Here is a 16515-nt window from a genome sequence, read left to right on the forward strand (position 1 = left end):
AAGCCGATCAGGCACGAAATGAAAAGGGGGGCGCGCCCATCGTGGCGCTTACCAGTGCATTGCGTCAAACTTGGCCGGGTCGCGCAAAAACTGCCTTCGTTTCGCCTGTGTCGCTTGCACCAACAGGGCACTTGGCCTATATGCCCCCCTCTTGCCTTATTTGGGGGGGACGCCATGATACCGACGCCTTACTACCTGATCGACAAGACGCGCCTGGCCGCAAATATGGCCAAGATGGACCAGTTGCGCACCGCTTCTGGCGCAAAGTGCTTGTTGGCGCTGAAATGCTTCGCGACCTGGCCCGCGTTTGACGTGATGCGCGGCCATATGGACGGCACGACATCCAGCAGCCTGTATGAATTGCGCCTGGGGCGGCAGCGGTTTGGCGGCGAAACCCATGCCTATTCGGTCGCCTGGGCCGAGGATGAGGTGGATGAGGCGGTAGGCTATGCCGATAAAATCATCTTCAACTCCATCAGCCAATTGCAGCGCTTTGCGGATAAGACGACAGGCATCGCGCGGGGCTTGCGGCTGAACCCGCAATTTTCCACGTCACATTTTGATCTGGCCGATCCGGCCCGCGCCTTTAGCCGCTTGGGTGAATGGGATCTGGCCAAGCTGACTGCGGTAGCAGACCAGATTTCGGGGGTGATGATTCATTACAACTGCGAAAATGATGATTTCGCGCTGTTTGATCGGCAATTGACACGGATCGAGTCGGAATTTGGTGATTTTCTGCAAGGGTTGGAATGGGTTAGCCTGGGTGGTGGGATTCACTTTACCGGCGAGGGATACCCCATCGAGGCGCTTGGCGCGCGGCTGAAAGCCTTTGCTGCGCGTTTTGGCGTGCAGGTCTATCTGGAACCGGGCGAGGCGGCAATTACCGGCGCGGCCTCGCTTGAGGTGACGGTTTTGGACGTGCTGAACAATGGCAAGGACCTGGCGATTGTCGACAGTTCAGTCGAGGCGCATATGCTTGATTTGCTGATCTACCGCGAATCCGCCAAGATCAAGGTTTCTGGCGATCACCCCTATATGATCTGCGGGAAATCCTGCCTTGCTGGCGATATTTTCGGCGAATTCACCTTTCCGGCACCGCTTGTGGTGGGTGACCGGCTTAGCATCGCCGATGCTGCGGGCTATACCATGGTCAAGAAAAACTGGTTCAACGGCGTCAAAATGCCTTCGCTTGTGTTGCGAGAGTTGGACGGATCGCTGACCGTGGCACGGGTGTTTGATTACGCCGATTTTGAAGGCAATTTGGGCTGAAGGGGGCTGACTATGAAACGCAATGTTCTGATCATCGGTGCCGGGGGTGTGGCGCAGGTCGTAGCGCATAAATGCGCACAAAATAACGATGTTTTGGGCGATTTGCATATCGCCAGCCGCACCGTCGCCAAATGTGAGGCGATCATTCAAACCGTGCGCGACAAAGCGGCGATGAAAGTGCCGGGGCCGTTTCATGCCTATGCGTTGGATGCGATGGATGTTGACGCAGTGACAACGCTGATCCGTCAGACGGGCGCGCAGATCGTGATCAATGTCGGCTCTCCTTTTGTCAACATGACGGTATTGGACGCCTGCATCGCGGCGGGTGCCGCCTATATTGATACCGCAATCCACGAAGACCCGGCCAAGATTTGCGAAACCCCGCCGTGGTATGGCAATTATGAGTGGAAAAAACGCGAGGCCTGCAAGGCTGCGGGTGTGACGGCTATCTTGGGCGCCGGGTTTGACCCCGGCGTGGTGAATGCCTTTGCGCGCTATGCCGTGGATGAATGTATGGATGAAGTGCACAGCATTGATATCGTCGATATCAATGCCGGCGATCATGGCAGGTATTTCAGCACCAATTTTGACCCTGAAATCAACTTTCGCGAATTTACCGGCACCGTTTACGCTTGGCAAAATGGCGAATGGACCGAGAACAAGATGTTCGAGGTTGGGCGCGAAGATGATTTGCCCGTCGTGGGACGCCAGAAATCCTATCTGTCGGGCCATGATGAGGTGCATTCTCTGGCGGCGCGTTACCCCCATGCCGATGTACGGTTCTGGATGGGGTTTGGCGACCATTACATCAATGTTTTCACCGTTTTACAAAACCTTGGCCTGCTCTCGGAACAGCCGGTTACCACCGCCGAAGGGCTGGAAGTGGTGCCGCTGAAGCTGGTGAAAGCTGTCCTGCCCGACCCAAGCAGCCTTGCCCCAAATTACACCGGCAAAACCTGCATCGGTGATTTCGTGAAGGGCAGCAAAAACGGCAAGCCGGTGGAGGTGTTTGTCTATAACATTTCTGACCACAAGGCTGCGTATGAGGAGGTGGGCAGTCAGGGTATTTCGTATACCGCCGGGGTGCCGCCCGTGGCTGCCGCGGTGCTGATCGCGAGCGGCGTTTGGGATGTGGGGCATATGGCCAATGTCGAAGACCTTGATCCCAAACCATTTCTTGGGATGCTGGCCAGGATGGGCCTGCCGACACGGATCAAGGATGCCGCAGGCGACCGGGCGCTGGATCTGTAGCGATTGGCGCTTGCAAGTTTGCGCAGCGACGGTTTGGGGGGTGCTGAGGCGTTCACGCTACCTTCAAATCATTCGGGGCGCAAAGGCAGGATAGCGGATGATCAAGGGAAGCTGTCTATGTGGCAAAGTGAAGGTTCAGATTTCGGGTGAACCCTATTCGCTTTGCTATAGCTTTTAATTTCAAACAAGGCCAATCACATAACGCGTTTAAATCTTTGATTTCAGCTAGCGATATGTGAGTTAGGTTTCAGGCGAAACGCTTACAGCGTTTCGCCTTTGGCTTGAAACCCAGCCCATTCCAAGCGGCCTTTTGAACAAGACCTGCTGCGGGGCTGGCTGATGCCAAGGTGATTTCAGCAATGCCCGAACCCGGCCGCTAAATCTCACCCGCAGAGCGCCACTTTTCGATGGTTTCCTTGGCGACCTCAAAATGCATGCTGTCTTCGCGCGAAAAGGCGGCCCCCCAGAACCAACCTTCCTCTTGAAAGAAATCAGACAGGATGGTCAGGCCCAACTGGGTCTTGCCATCGCCCAGCGTGTCAAGATGGCCGTCAATGTTCAAGTCAACCGCCAGCCCAAAAGCATGCGCCGAGACCGAGCTTTGCGAGCCGCGAATACGCCGCACACACAGCGCACCGGCGGTAGAGATGCGGTTGTAAAGATCAACATCAACCGCTTTCACCTTTTCAAACACCCGAGTCATCGACGCCACAGCAGGGCGCAGCATTGACACCCGAATCGGGCCAACATCGCCGGTAATCAACATTTCTTTCAGCTTCGGGTTGGTCATCGATTCGCAATCATCCGAAAGCTGTTCGCGCGGCAGGCCGAACATTTCAATCAGAAAGCTGGGGCGCGATACCGACAGACCTTCGTTGATTTTGCGGCGCCCAGCGATCAAAACCGTCTGGGCATAGCTGTCCAGAATTTGGTTATCGCCAAGCCGCTCCAGCGGTTCATCACTGCCTTGATTGCCAAAGTCAGTGGGGTCGCGCGGCATATTTTGCAGGCGGGTAAGGTCATCCTCAACCGTGCCAAGACGTTTTTGCAGATCTTCCATCTGCTGGCGCAATATTTCAATTTCAATCCGCGCCGCACTATCCACCGCCGAACCAGCAGGCGCGTTGGAAAACAGCGGTTTACCCGCGCCATCAGGATCTGGCGGAGCAAAAAAATAGGCCGAGCCGATCCAGATCAAGGGCAGCGCAACAACGGCGCCTGCAATGGCAAGGGCGGGAATGAGACGCATATTCAGGGCCGATATTTCAATTGGTTATTCGTCAAATGACAATAGCGCATTTCTTACCTCAAAGAAACAGATTTACCCAGACGCACCAGCCCGCTACCGGGCGGGTGCAGCTTGCTTTGGCAAGCAAAGCATCACCCATATATTCTGAAACGATGCAGGCCCTCATAACAGGTGATATCGGCACCCGGCCTTTTCAGGGGCGCGGCCAACAGGCCAAAAACCGGCCCGACAGACACGTCAGATCACATCAATTACAATGATCGAAATATTGTCCCCGCCGCCCGCATCCAAGGCAAACCCTATCAACTGGTCGGCGATTGTTTCGATCGGGGCGCCAATCACCATCTTCTCAAGGGTGTTGAAGGTTGCGTATTTCGTCAACCCATCCGAGCACAGCAAAAGCCGATCTCCGCTGACAACATCACCGCGAATTTTATCAAGCTCCAGCTCATCACCCACACCAACAGCGCGGGTGATAGCGTTGGATTGCGGGTGCAACTCGGCCTCATCCCACGATAATTCGCCTGACAGTACCAGTTCGGCAACCAGCGAATGATCGGTTGTCAGCATTGCCATCTTTCCATCGCGAAAGCGATAAAGGCGGCTGTCACCCGCCCAGAAGGCAACGAAATGTTCATCGGTCAGAATAAGCGCGACGATGGTGGCCCCGATCGTGCCAAGGTTTTTGGCTTTTGCCTCATCGCGGATGATGCCATGCGCCTGCAAGATGGCCTGCCGCAGCCCCCGCATCAAATCGCCGGGCGGCAGATCGGGTTCTATCATCGCGATGGTATCGACGATGGTCTGGCTGGCGTAATCACCCGCAGCATGACCGCCCATACCATCGGCCACCACCCAGATTTTCTGATCGGGCAGCGCCAGAATGCTGTCTTCATTGATTTTGCGGACACGCCCGACATGGGTAGCGGCGCTAAAGCGGATCGTCATTCTGTTTCCTCATTCTTCCAGACTTGCGCGGCCATATCGAATAGGCCCAGCATTTGCCCGCCGGCTGGCAGACCCTCGCACACCATCATCCGCATGCCATCCTCGCCCTGGGCCGACCAGACCGAGGGCTTGCGAAACGCCCCGGCTGAAAGCCCTGCCGCAAGCTCGGGTACAAAGGCTTCGGGTGCAGCGCCGGTTACGACCATGCCGCCTTGCGCCTGCTTGATAGAGATGTTGCCGGGCCGCATCGGGGCAGAAACGCTGGCAAGCCGCATCTTCAGCGCATCGCGCGTCATGTCATCCTCTAGCGCGGCCAGCGCGATGTCTTCCAATGTCTCAAAGGTCGGCGTGGATAGAAAATGATCAAGCAAGGCCGGGTTGCCATCAGGCATCGGCGCGGCCAAGGTCAGGGGAAACTGGCGGCCCACCCGGTCCACCGAAGACATCATCACCCCCATCACCGGGGCCGCCCCCAAAAGCCCCGCTGACAGGTTGAAACGCCAGATCGGCGCCGAGAAATAGCAATCTTGCCAACGGTCCGCCAAGGCAGATCTTGTGGCCAAAAGCCCCTCTTGCAACCAGCGATCCCACGGGTCAATGAAGCCCTGCGGCAGATCCATCCGCAAGAAATCACCCAACGCAGGCAGTTTGCCAAAGGCCCCGAACCGCACCCCCATCAAAACGACTTTGGACAGCTGAATTTGCTGAGCGAAGGCAAAGCAAACGGATTGAGCGAAGAGCCGGATTGCATCTGGAAAATCGCAATGCGGCCACCGATGTTGAAGATCACGCGTTTTTTGTCGGAAACGCTGGTGTTGCGCGTTTCCGCAGCATCAAGCAACCGAAACCAGCCCCACGCTCCATCGCGGCGCAGCTTGCTTTCCGTGCCTTGGCCGGGCGGAGAAAACGTGATGCTGCCAAAGCCCGCCGCACCCGGCCACTGCACCGCAGCAGGTGCCGGCTGGCCTTGCCCCTGGGCAAACTCTACGATGGTGCCATCAATTTCCAACCGGACAGAGGTGGCTTTGGGGTCCAGTGCCTCAGGCGTGATCTGGAAGTTGATCGAAGGCGTAGCGCCGGTGGGAAAGAAAGCGGCGCGGATAGTGGCGGCATGTTCAAACTGCAACAAGACATCTGGCGAAATGCCCAGATCAGCGTCGTTCACCCGTTTCCAGACCCACGGACGATTGCTGACATCGACAAATTTCTCCAGGTTTTCAACAAAGAACGCGTCGAGCAACCCACCCGGCGCAAACATCCGGGTAAAGTCCTGGATGCCCACCTCATTTTGCGCACGGCGGTTCAGCGGATAACGGTCATTCAAGGACTGTTCGCAAAATGGCAGCACCGCGCTTTGCCACTTGGCGTTGATCGCCGAGCGATTGCCGTCAGCCGTGATCCCGGAAGAGCCGGTGGCGATTTGGGTAGTCCACCGTTGCATCGGTCCGGGCAAGCGCTCGGTCGCTTGGGTCAGATGAAAGATGGCGCTGCTTTCAGGGTCGGTCGACGCATTCGCCACGCCGGAAAACGACAGCTTGCTCATCTCGCGGTACACCTCATCCAGAATCTGGATAAGTTCATCCAGCTGCGACTGCTGACCCTCGGGGCGGTTTACCAGATCATGCAGCCAGGAAAAACGATCCTCGACATAGCGGCCGGGTGGCTTGGGCTTGGCGCCTGACGCGGCTTCGGCATTTTCAAGCGCGAAAAGAAAAGTTTGCGCCTGCACCGACAACAGGGATTTCAGCTCAAGGTTCGCAACCGCATTGACGCCATCCCCAATCGCCTCGGTGCTGACGGCGCTGCGATCTTCGGTCAGTTTTGTTTCATCCGAAATGGCATTCAGCAGGTTGACGATAGGCGAGGTTGGCCCGGCAAGGATATTCGTCACCTCAACCGAATGGCGCAGCGATTCCATCGGAATGATGTCGACATCCGACAAGATGCCTTCATAGCGCGCGGTATAATCGTTGTAATAAAGATCGAGCACATCCCGGGTCAGCGCCAGAATTGCGGCATCCGACTGGTCGCCGCCCGCTTGCGCGCCCAGAACCCAGTTTTCATTTTGAATACGGCGGGCAACCGACAGCGCCTCTTCCAGAAACACGGTGTTGAAGCCGCGGTAGGTAAAGATGCCTTCGACCCCTTCGGTCAGCGGCTTGCCCGATGACCGCACCAGCGCCCGCGTCACCGCTGGCCCCCCCACATCAACGATTCGCCATTGTGGCAGATCAAGCGCCTTGGGGCTGTTGATGATGCCGTTGTAAATGCGCTGCGCCATCGGCATCGCCGCCAGCAGGGTTTGCGCCTGTTCCACCAATGGCCCATTCAGCGACACCTTCAGCATCGGTTGCGCCAGCATGGCTTGCAGATGCCGGTTCAGGTCGTCACGCAAAGATTGCCGGGACGGGCCAGGAAAGGACAGATCCCAGTCCTGGTTCATCCATTCAGCGATGAATTCAGTGTTCAGCGGGCCTTGCTGGCCCAGCATCAGATAGACTTTCAGCGTTTCATAAAGAACATCCGGGTTGTTGATATTCCCCTGAATCTGATCCTCCAGCCGCAAAAGCAACCGGGGCAGATAGTGCTGGTTCAGTGCCGCACGGTACGATTGCGCAGCCTGATCGCCGATCACATCCCCCTGAAACAGCCCATATCCAGAGCCCTCGGGCGCGATGGTTGCGGCCTCACCACGCGCCTTGTTGCTGGGAATCTCATAAAGGATGTTCAGCGCAGGAATGACGGAAACCAGATCACTATCGGCAATCGGGTTGGACGGAATTTCAGACGCAGCGGCCTGATAGGCATTCAACCTGTCGGTTGCATCGGCGATCATGGCGCTGTTGGCCAGGTAGCTGCGGGTCCAAAGCCCCCCTGCCGTCAAGGCAACAAGAATGGTTGCCGCAATGGCTGCACGCCGGATCCAGCGATAGCGGCGTTCAACCTTGTCATCTGCCGAAACCAGCCCCGCCTCTTTGAACACCACCGATTCAAACAATCGTGTAAGGAAAAAAGACCGCCCCGTACCCTTGCCCGAGCCGATCGCCTGCCGCCCGATGCCAAAGGTGCGGGCCATGCCCATCATCAGGCGGTCAATCGGCGTGCCTTCCTGGGTGCCGGACGTAAAGTAAACACCGCGCAGCATGTGCCGATGCTCAAACTTGCTTTCAAGAAACACCTCATTAAGGAAATCGCGTGCAACTTGCCGCACGCTTGCCACCTGCCCCGGAAAGCCTGCGATCAGGCTGCGGCGCTGATGGTCGGTTTCCGCTTGCATCCGTTCCAGCGACTGGGTGTTAAGCTGGGTCAAAAGGCCGGAAAATTCTTCATCAAACAGGGCGATGGGCGGGGTGTTTTTCTTGGTCGCCTTATCCAGCGGAAAGGTGAATCCCCAGACCTGTTCGCGCGCATCCTTGCCCAGATTATCAAAAAATTCAGCAAAGCCCGCAATCAGATCGCCCTTGGTAAACAGCACATAGACCGGAAAGCGCACGCCCAGCTTTTCACGCAATTCATGCAAGCGGCGGCGGATGGCCTTGGCGTGGCTGGCCTGCGTCACCTCATCTTGCATCGACAGATCGGACAGAGAAATCGCAATCAGCGCCCCATTGATCGGCTGGCGTTTGCGGTGACGTTTAAGCAGATTAAGAAAGCCAAGCCAGCCGGCGTTATCGCCTTCGGCATCGCTTTCTTGCGTGGTGTAGCGGCCCGCCGTATCAATCAAAACGGCAGCATCGGTAAACCACCAATCACAGTTGCGCGTGCCCCCCACCCCCCCGATCGAGGCTTTTCCCATTTCTTCAGCCAGCGGAAACTTCAGGCCAGAGTTCACAATCGCCGTGGTTTTACCCGCGCCGGGCGGGCCTATCATCACATACCAGGGCAGCTCATACAGCGATTTGCGCCCCAGTTTGGATTTGCGCAGCGTGGTCAAAGCGGTCTTCAGCTTGCCCCGCATTTCATCCATTTCGCCCTTTAAGACCTCATCCTCATCCGCGCCGGATTCCTCGACCGAGGCGACGATATCATCAGTCATTTTTCTGTTGCGGCGGCGGCGCAGCAGAAAAATCAGCAAGACCACAAAAATCGCGATGCCCATCAAAACGCTGGTTGCAACGGCGCGGGCATAAAATGTTTCAAACGGGTAGATGCCGCCCCAAGGCAGCATCGGGCCAAAATACCAAAGCGCACAGCAAATCAGAAAGGTGCTGAACAAGATCGCCGTGTAAAGCGAACGGAAAAGCGGCCGGATAAAACGGTTGATCATCAGCTTTCTTCCCTTAGCAGAACGATCTCGATCCGGCGGTTCGCGGCGCGACCTTCGCGTGTATCGTTGGATTCAATCGGCTCTTTGTCGGATCGGCCCTCGGCTGAAATGCGGCTGGCGTCGGTCAACATTTTCTCCATGAAAGCCTTGACCGCTTCGGCGCGGGCCAGTGACAGGTGCATGTTGGACGGAAACCGCGAAGATTTTATCGGCACGTTGTCGGAATGGCCCACCACGATGATCTTGCCCTTTTGGCCGTCCATCGCCTTTGTCAGCCGGGAAATCGTGTCTTCGATGTCCTTGGACAGGCTGTCAGACCCCGAGCCAAACATGCCATTGCCATTGATGCGCACGGTCAGGGTATTGGCGTCCTGAAAAACCTTGATGGTTTCGGCCTTGATCTCTTTTTCCAGAAAACCCGAAACCACTTGCACCTGATCGGGGCCGGGCGGCGGCGGAGGGGGAGGAGGGGGCGGGGCCGGGCGTTCCAGCACCGGCGGGCGGCCCGGATCAACCGCACCAAGCTGCCCCAGCAACCGTTCAGTCTGGCCACCAAGCGCGATAGAGATGCCGCCGAAACTGATCGACAGCAGCGCCGCAATTGCCCCCACAGCGATATAAACCGGCTTCCACGCCGACAGCGCCTTGTGCGGGCGGTCGACGCCTTGCCAATGTGGCGACAGGTCTTGCTCTGCGGGGCCGCGTTGGGCGCGAATGATACGGGCAAGACCATTGCGAATCTGTAAATGCTTGTCGACTCCGCCCTGTTCGACGCGCAAACGCCCATCAAAGCCAAGTGACAGGCACATGTACAAGAACTCCAACAGTTCGATATTGTTTGATGGGTCTTGCTCCAACCGGGCCAGAACATCATAAAAACGGTCGCCGCCAACCGTTTCGCGGTGGAACGTGCCAACCATCGACTGCATGCCCCAGATGGATTGTTCACCCCAGGGCGTGTTCAGCACCACATCATCAATCGTGGCGCAAATCGCATAGCGCGCCACCTTGACCTGCTGCGGGTCCACGCCGCCCTGAATGGCCCGAGATTCAAAGCCGCGGATTTCGGCCACGACATTGCGGCGCAGTGTTTCCGGCTCCATATGCTGCGCGCGGTTGCGGATGCGGCTTACCAATGCAAACAGGGTTGCCGCCGCCGCGTTCAGCCGGTTCATTCCGGTCATCGCCAGCGCTATCGGGGATTCAGCGCTTTTGCCACTGTCAGGGGCGGCCTGCGCCGTGGGCTGCGGTATACCATAGCCCAAATTACCCTGTTGACCTTGCGCGGGTGCTGGCGTTTGCGCCGGATAGTTCGGCACGCCCCCAGCACCAGCACCGCCAGCGGGGCGGCGCCCTGCCGGATTGGGCCGAATGACGGTCCGTTCGGAATCGTCCGGCTCTGCAAAAGGGTCATTATTCGACATGGCTCAATCCTTCTGTCACCCTTAAGACAAGCGTATCGCCCACAGCTCCATCGTCAGGCCGGGGTAGTCGCCCGAGACATGCACCGCGATGCCGCCCGAGGTTGTCATCTTGCGCCAATAGGGGCTTTCCCGGTCAAGTTCAAAGTAAACCACCCCGGAATGATACGGCACCTGACGCGGCGCCACCGGCAAGGGGCGCAAGGTAATCCCCGGCAGGGCCGAGTTCACAAGCTGGCGAATTTCCTCGACGGGGCCGATTTTGGCCTGCCCGGCAAAATGCCGGCGAACGGTTTCGGCAGGAATATCGGCCTTGACCGCCAGCACGAAACCCGCTGTGGAAATCAGCTTGCGATCGGCAATGATCCCAACGCTGATGCCATATTTGCGGGCCTCTAGCGCGATGGACACGGCAGTCTGTTCCAGAACCGACGACAGGTATTGCCGCAAGCTGCGGATCACCGGCGCGAATGTCGCGGTCAAATTGGCGTGCTGATAAGGTGGAAAGACCGGCGCAACCTTGTCGGCGGCCATGAAGGTTGCCAACTCTCCCGCCAATGCAATGCAGCATCGGTGCAGGTCGGCGGGGTGAATGTTTTCCATCTCCAGCATATTGCGAAACACCGGCAAGGCGCGGTTCACGCACATCAGCAGCAAAAAGTCCTGAATTTCGGCCACACCCTTGGTGGTTCCACTTTCCGACAACCGCCCGGCAAGCGCCTTGACGCGGTGGCCCAAAAGCCCCTCCAGTTCCTGCAAGAACGCGCCCAGGGTGGGGGCTGCGCGCACATCCAGACAAGACGGCATAAAGCCCTTGTCCAGCACCACCTCGCCGTCAGGCTTACGCTCTATTATGCGGGCAATCGGGATTGTCAGGCGATCGGCCAGATCATCCACTTCCAGCGCGAATTGCAGCCGCATCTTGCCAACACCCAGGGTAACGGGTTTGCGCCCCTCGCCCGTGGTATCGGTGACCTCTATTTCAGCCGGGCGAAAGCGGGCGGCAGAGCGTTCGGCCCCGGTCATATCCACTTCCAGCACGCCTTGGCGGCGCTGCGGAACCGACAGGTAGACCACGCAATCCTTTGTTTCCTCGGGCACAGTCAGCGCAGGCGGATGATCGACGGATTGCGGCACGCGAAAGGTGGCGCCATCCGGGGTCAGGCCAGAACAGCCCTTGATGGAGAATTTGCCAATCTTCAAAACCTCGTCGTCAATCTCAAGCGCGTTCACACCCCATAAATAGGGCGCAACCCGCCGCGCCAGACCGCTGATAAGCCCTTCGGCATATCGGTCTGCCTGTTGAAAGTGATGAGGCTGCAAAAACAGCCCCTCGGTCCAGAGAACCTTGCTATCCCAGGACACTGCCAACTCCTCCAACCAAATTCCGTGATCCAAATTCCTTCAGGGCAATCCTAGCCGCCCTTGGTGTATCTGTCATTTCAATCTTTCCAATTGCTTTTTGTAAGCCTTGGCAAATTCCTTGCTGAAAAACTCATGAAAATCATGCTCGGCCTGCTCGGAAATCTCGGCAAACAGTTTTTCATAGGTTTCCCAATAGCGCGATTTGCGGCCTTTGAGCATATCGGCAAAGCCGCCACCCTTACCGATTTTTTCTTCTAATGTCTTGGGGTCCAGCCGCGCCAGCACGTCCTTGATCGCGGCCTCCATGCCGGTGACCATTGCGACCTCATGCGCTTTGATATCGCCCAACGCTTCCTCTACCGCCTCGGCTGCGGGCATATAGCCCTTGCGCGGCTTCACAATGAATTCAACGGCATGTTCGGGGCTAAGCGCAAATTTCAAGGGGTTGTTGCCGCCGGCTGACAGCTCGGTTTTCTCGATCCGAAACTCGGATTTGATCGACGTGCGGGTCATCAGAATTTCACGCAAACCAGCGATCAGCGTGTGCATGACCCCGCCCAGACGCTCCATGGTTTCTTGCAGTTGATCATCGGGGATCGACAGGTCCTCTACCCCGGCACCGCGCAAAAAGGCACGGGCGGCGTCATGGTTGTTGCCTGTGGCAGCGGGGGCCGCGTGTGGCACCGGCTTGGCCGCCACAACTGACGGGCGGGCAGCGGCATTGCGCTGTACAGGCGGCGGTGGCGGAACAACCGAAGACGCCACTTTGGACGAAACCGCCGCCGCAAAAGGCGAGCATTCATCGCCCTGCGGTATATCCTCGCTGGCGGGTGCCGGCTTTGGCTTTTCCGGGGCTGCGGGTAAGGGGCTGGCCTGCGTTGGCGGCAGCAAGTCCTTATCAGCCAAGGGTGGCAAATCGGCCACCGGCTTGGAGGCGACAGGGTTTTGGGCGGGCGGGTTTGGGGCGGGGGGCGGTGCTGCCGGGCTTAGGAAATCATCGTCCCAATCATCCGGTATCACCGAGGGGGCCTGCCTGCGCGCCGAAAAGCTGTCCGAGATCGAGGGCCCATGCTCGCCAAGCGAAGCGCCGGTTGCATCATCCAGCGGGTCAGGCAGCGGGCCAAGAATAGGGTCATCACCATCACCGACATTGGGCAACATCAGGCTGTCAATCGCATCCTCACGAATGACCTGCGAAGGGCCGCGCGGGGCCTGCCCCCCCATCAGGTCATCCAGAAAGTCAGCCCGTTTCGACCCCGGATCATCCAGCAAATCCAACAGGCTTTGGGGCGAGGCGGCGGCCTTGCCATGGGACACCGGGGCATCATCGACCGGCGGCGGTAGCCCTGCCAGCGGGTCGGATGAGGTGCTGGAGGAAATGGCAACAACCATTTCATAGGCCCCCATCGACAGCACATCGCCGTCATTCAGCGGCGTTGGCACCCGGCCCAATGCGTTTTTTCCGTAGTTCAAAAAGGTGCCGTTGGTGGAAAAATCCACTACGGTCACGTCGCCGTTATTATCCTCTATCGCGCAATGATTTTTTGAGATCAGGCGATCCGGGTCGGGCAGCACGACATCATTTTCCGGCCCGCGACCAATAGTCAGGCTGGGGCCGATCATGACGATCGGCGCACCGTCACCGGGCACAGCGCCCGTCGATTGAAATCGCAGTGTTACAGACATTCAGGCATCAGCCTCCGGTAAAGACAGTTACAGCGCCCGGCGGCAAGATAACCCCACCCCCTGCGCACAGGTCCATACCGATGCGCGCCGCTGGTTTCTTGCCTATCATAACCGTCATGGAACCCTTTGCAATCGGATGCGGCGCCGGCGGCGTCACCGAGGCACACATATCCCCCATGCGGGCTGCGGGCATTTTGGCGACAAGCACCGTCACCTCACAGGGGGGCAAGATCGGCATTGGCACCGGCACAGGAACCGGGGCGGGTGGCGCGCACATCGGACAGATATGCATGTCGAAAACGCGGGCTTGGGGGGGGCCGGGCATATCAGATCATCCTTCTGCCGGGGCGATGGGTTTCGTACCCGAAGCAGAACCAGCCTTGATGTTGCCATTGCCGCCCCGGGCAATATCAACCGCACGATCAATCAGAATATCAAGATGCACTTGCATCCGTTCGACATTCATCTTCATCGACAACAGGTTCATGGCAAACACGGCCGCAGAGACGCCATTGGGCGGGGCCGGTGTCTCATTCAGGTCACCGGGGCCAAGCGTGCCATCGGCATACAGGGCCGCCATTGCACAAAATGTCGTATCATCATCCATATCGGCGGTTTCATAGGCATCACGCACCGCGATACGGTTTTCCGGCGTCGGCTTGAATACCCAGCGCTCTGCACAGGCTAAGGGCGGCGGCACAAGCTTGGGCTCCGGGCCAATCAGATCATGGCCGGCAAGGCAGGCCCACCAAGTCGCCTCACGCGGGGGGAGGGCGACCGACAGCAGGCGCAACATGTCAATCTTGGCACCCTTGGCGTCCAGTTCCTTTAGCACAATTTCAATCGCAGCACTGGCGGGCGCTGCAATCGGGGTCTGCAATTTGGTGTTCGCCATCGCCAACATTCTGGCCGCAGGCTCTGGCGGGATTTTTTTGAGGGCTGCAAAACGCTGTGTCATGACATCCTCAGTTGATATTCACAAGCGAGCCCTGGATCACCATGATCCCGCTTGCTTTATGTGTTGCCATACCGCTGGCTTTTGTCTCGATCATGATCCCTTTGATCGTGATGCCTGACTGATCAATGGCGATAGAGTTGCCGCCGACCTTCAGTACGATTTTCTGCTTGGATTCAATTGTGACCGACCCTGTCACATCCGACGAAAAACTACCCGTTACCTTTTCATCAAACTTGCCTTTGGTTTCATGGGTTTGATCACCTTTAACGGCAGCAGTCACGTTGCCATCGACCTTCAAGTCGGAATTGGCGCCGATTTTTTCGTTTTTGTCCGTCTTGATGTCACGATGTTCGGACCCGGTTTCGACCGTAAAGGTCATATCCCCCGTCTTGATGGTTTCAGTTTTGTTGGCGTAAATTGTCTGGGTCAGATCGCCAGGGTCTTTTTTCTCCATGCCGATGGTGATGGTGGCATTGTTCTTGATGATCTCGACATAATCTTTTTCAGATTGAAGTCGCACCAGTTCTTCGCCCTTTTTATCCTCCATCATCAGCTCATTAAACCCGTCGCCGCCTTTGGAACTGTTGGTTTTGATGCCGGATTGCGTCATATTGTCGGGCAAAGCATAAGGCGGCATCGTATCGGCGTTGTAGAGCATGCCTGTGCAAATCGGGCGATCCGGGTCGCCGTCTTCGAATTGGATCACGACCTCTTGGCCGATGCGGGGAACGTGGATCATGCCCCAGTTTTTCCCGGACCACGGCGTTGTCACCCGCACCCAGCAGGTGGTCTTTTCGTCATTCTTGCCGTCGCGGTCCCATGGGAACTGCACTTTGATGCGGCCATATTTATCGGTGTAAATCTCTTCGCCCTTCGGGCCCGTCACCTTGGCAATCAAGATGCCCGGAATGCGCGGCCATGGTGTTGTGCGTTTAGCCCGAAAAGGCGTCGCCTTGGGTAAGGCCGAAAACATGCAGCGATAGACATCACGGTTCTCTTTTTCAAACGTGATGGTATGCGGCACCTTGTCGTTATCCTGCACCTCCTGGCTTTCATCTGTCGCATCGGGCTCGATCTGCATCATGTGGATGCCCGACAAGATCAGGTAATCCTGATTCTCATCATCGCGGAAATGATCAGTCAGCTTGAAAGTAGCCCCGGTGGCAAGCGTGCGAACATTGCCGATGCCATGGCGAACCTGAAATTCGGCGGCGTTCGCCTCCATTTCAATGCGGGCATAAATATCACCCAGGGCCGTTTCGCGGTAACTGCCGGGGTAGCGGTACAGCTCATAGCCCTTGTGGCTGTGCCCCCCCCTTGGCAGCGCCTTGGCCGTTTTCAGATCGGCTTTTGGCTTTTCAAAGTTCCAGTCCTTCAGGGTCACTTTGCCCGGGGTCACCGCCTCGGCACCGCGCCATTCAAACACATGGTCTTCGTTGCGCCGATACGTCGCCTCTCGCAGGAAAAACTTGATCGACGCGGCATCTTCAACCGGGCTATGCGCGCCGATGTCATCAACGATCATCAAATGGTCAACGCTCGCCTTGACGGTGGAATAGAAATAAATCCCTTCTTCCTCCATCAAGCGGCAAATGAAATCATAGTCGCTTTCGTTGTATTGCACCGTATAGACCCGCACATCGGGGGTACGGCTAAGCTGTACGGTAAAATCGGCAAACCCATGGTCGCCCAAGACTTTCTTGATGATATCAATCGCGTTCAAGTCCTGAAAAATGCGGTTGTTGCGGGTTCGCGTCAGAAACCAAAGCCACGGCCGCACCTCTAGCGAATAATACCCATAGCCTTCGTGCAGGCCGATATACTGGGCCTCGACACAGGTGCCGACAAATTCGCGCCAATCGCGGCTGGCATCTTCACCGGTCATTATCTTGACGGTAATCGACTTGCCCACCACCTTGCCCAGATCAAGCTTTCTATCCGGTGACATGAAATCGACAGTCATTTCCGTCAGCTTGCTTAAGCCTTCATCAACACGGGCGGCCTTGATAAACATTTGGGTTTCCGGAAGAGGTCCCTTCATCCGGAGCTTTCGGTTCTCTAAAATTGCTTGGTCGGCCATAATTTTATCCTCTCGTCCCGA

General features: G+C 57.2%; 12 protein-coding genes. 2 read left to right on the forward strand and 10 right to left on the reverse strand.

Going from position 1 to position 16515, the window contains the following annotated elements; all coding sequences use genetic code 11:
* The first annotated feature begins 174 nt into the window (after positions 1-174).
* Positions 175-1269: a carboxynorspermidine decarboxylase gene (locus tag VDP61_RS01485; RefSeq protein ID WP_323005161.1), complete on the forward strand. Its 1095-nt coding sequence runs from the start codon at positions 175-177 to the stop codon at positions 1267-1269.
* A 12-nt stretch (positions 1270-1281) separates the two neighbouring features.
* Positions 1282-2520, forward strand: coding sequence for a saccharopine dehydrogenase family protein (locus VDP61_RS01490; RefSeq protein ID WP_323005162.1), 1239 nt, complete (start codon positions 1282-1284; stop codon positions 2518-2520).
* Between the two features lie 376 nt (positions 2521-2896).
* On the opposite strand, the gene VDP61_RS01495 is transcribed toward VDP61_RS01490, so the two are convergent.
* The 10 genes from VDP61_RS01495 to VDP61_RS01540 form a co-directional block, all read right to left on the reverse strand.
* The gene (locus VDP61_RS01495; protein WP_323005163.1) at positions 2897-3769 is read right to left on the reverse strand and encodes a M15 family metallopeptidase; all 873 of its coding nucleotides are present in this window, start codon (positions 3767-3769) and stop codon (positions 2897-2899) included.
* Positions 3770-4006: 237 nt separating this feature from the next.
* Positions 4007-4717, reverse strand: a complete 711-nt coding sequence (locus VDP61_RS01500; protein WP_323005164.1) for a PP2C family protein-serine/threonine phosphatase — start codon at positions 4715-4717, stop codon at positions 4007-4009.
* Entirely contained in the window at positions 4714-5394 is a 681-nt protein-coding gene (tagF, locus tag VDP61_RS01505; RefSeq protein ID WP_323005165.1) for a type VI secretion system-associated protein TagF, read from the reverse strand. Before tagF ends, VDP61_RS01500 begins: the two co-directional genes overlap by 4 nt.
* Positions 5394-8984 (reverse strand): type VI secretion system membrane subunit TssM, encoded by a 3591-nt coding sequence (gene tssM, locus VDP61_RS01510; protein ID WP_323005166.1) that lies wholly within the window; start codon positions 8982-8984, stop codon positions 5394-5396. Before tssM ends, tagF begins: the two co-directional genes overlap by 1 nt.
* Positions 8984-10408 carry a type VI secretion system protein TssL, long form gene (tssL, locus tag VDP61_RS01515; RefSeq protein WP_323005167.1) on the reverse strand — a complete coding sequence of 475 codons (1425 nt, stop codon included), beginning with the start codon at positions 10406-10408 and terminating at the stop codon, positions 8984-8986. The genes tssM and tssL overlap by 1 nt, the downstream gene beginning before the upstream one ends.
* Positions 10409-10429: 21 nt before the next feature.
* Entirely contained in the window at positions 10430-11770 is a 1341-nt protein-coding gene (tssK, locus tag VDP61_RS01520; RefSeq protein ID WP_323005168.1) for a type VI secretion system baseplate subunit TssK, read from the reverse strand.
* A 72-nt stretch (positions 11771-11842) separates the two neighbouring features.
* Complete coding sequence (tagH, locus tag VDP61_RS01525) at positions 11843-13456, reverse strand: type VI secretion system-associated FHA domain protein TagH (protein WP_323005169.1); 1614 nt, start codon at positions 13454-13456, stop codon at positions 11843-11845.
* A 7-nt stretch (positions 13457-13463) separates the two neighbouring features.
* On the reverse strand, positions 13464-13781 hold the full coding sequence (locus tag VDP61_RS01530; protein WP_323005170.1) for a PAAR domain-containing protein: 318 nt from the start codon (positions 13779-13781) through the stop codon (positions 13464-13466).
* Between the two features lie 6 nt (positions 13782-13787).
* The gene (locus VDP61_RS01535) at positions 13788-14414 is read right to left on the reverse strand and encodes a DUF6931 family protein (protein ID WP_323005171.1); all 627 of its coding nucleotides are present in this window, start codon (positions 14412-14414) and stop codon (positions 13788-13790) included.
* A gap of 7 nt (positions 14415-14421) precedes the next feature.
* Positions 14422-16494 carry a type VI secretion system Vgr family protein gene (locus VDP61_RS01540; protein WP_323005172.1) on the reverse strand — a complete coding sequence of 691 codons (2073 nt, stop codon included), beginning with the start codon at positions 16492-16494 and terminating at the stop codon, positions 14422-14424.
* Between the last annotated feature and the right edge of the window lie 21 nt (positions 16495-16515).

Origin of the sequence: Pseudorhodobacter sp. (assembly GCF_034675685.1) — a bacterium.
Lineage (GTDB): Bacteria > Pseudomonadota > Alphaproteobacteria > Rhodobacterales > Rhodobacteraceae > Pseudorhodobacter.

Bases quoted from the DNA above. Each gene is read 5' to 3' on its own strand.
- VDP61_RS01540 (WP_323005172.1), bottom strand. From the start codon at position 16,494: ATGGCCGACCAAGCAATTTTAGAGAACCGAAAGCTCCGGATGAAGGGA.
- tagF (WP_323005165.1), bottom strand. From the start codon at position 5,394: ATGGGGGTGCGGTTCGGGGCCTTTGGCAAACTGCCTGCGTTGGGTGAT.
- VDP61_RS01490 (WP_323005162.1), top strand. From the start codon at position 1,282: ATGAAACGCAATGTTCTGATCATCGGTGCCGGGGGTGTGGCGCAGGTC.
- VDP61_RS01535 (WP_323005171.1), bottom strand. From the start codon at position 14,414: ATGACACAGCGTTTTGCAGCCCTCAAAAAAATCCCGCCAGAGCCTGCG.
- VDP61_RS01495 (WP_323005163.1), bottom strand. From the start codon at position 3,769: ATGCGTCTCATTCCCGCCCTTGCCATTGCAGGCGCCGTTGTTGCGCTG.
- VDP61_RS01500 (WP_323005164.1), bottom strand. From the start codon at position 4,717: ATGACGATCCGCTTTAGCGCCGCTACCCATGTCGGGCGTGTCCGCAAA.
- tssL (WP_323005167.1), bottom strand. From the start codon at position 10,408: ATGTCGAATAATGACCCTTTTGCAGAGCCGGACGATTCCGAACGGACC.
- VDP61_RS01485 (WP_323005161.1), top strand. From the start codon at position 175: ATGATACCGACGCCTTACTACCTGATCGACAAGACGCGCCTGGCCGCA.
- VDP61_RS01530 (WP_323005170.1), bottom strand. From the start codon at position 13,781: ATGCCCGGCCCCCCCCAAGCCCGCGTTTTCGACATGCATATCTGTCCG.
- tagH (WP_323005169.1), bottom strand. From the start codon at position 13,456: ATGTCTGTAACACTGCGATTTCAATCGACGGGCGCTGTGCCCGGTGAC.
- tssM (WP_323005166.1), bottom strand. From the start codon at position 8,984: ATGATCAACCGTTTTATCCGGCCGCTTTTCCGTTCGCTTTACACGGCG.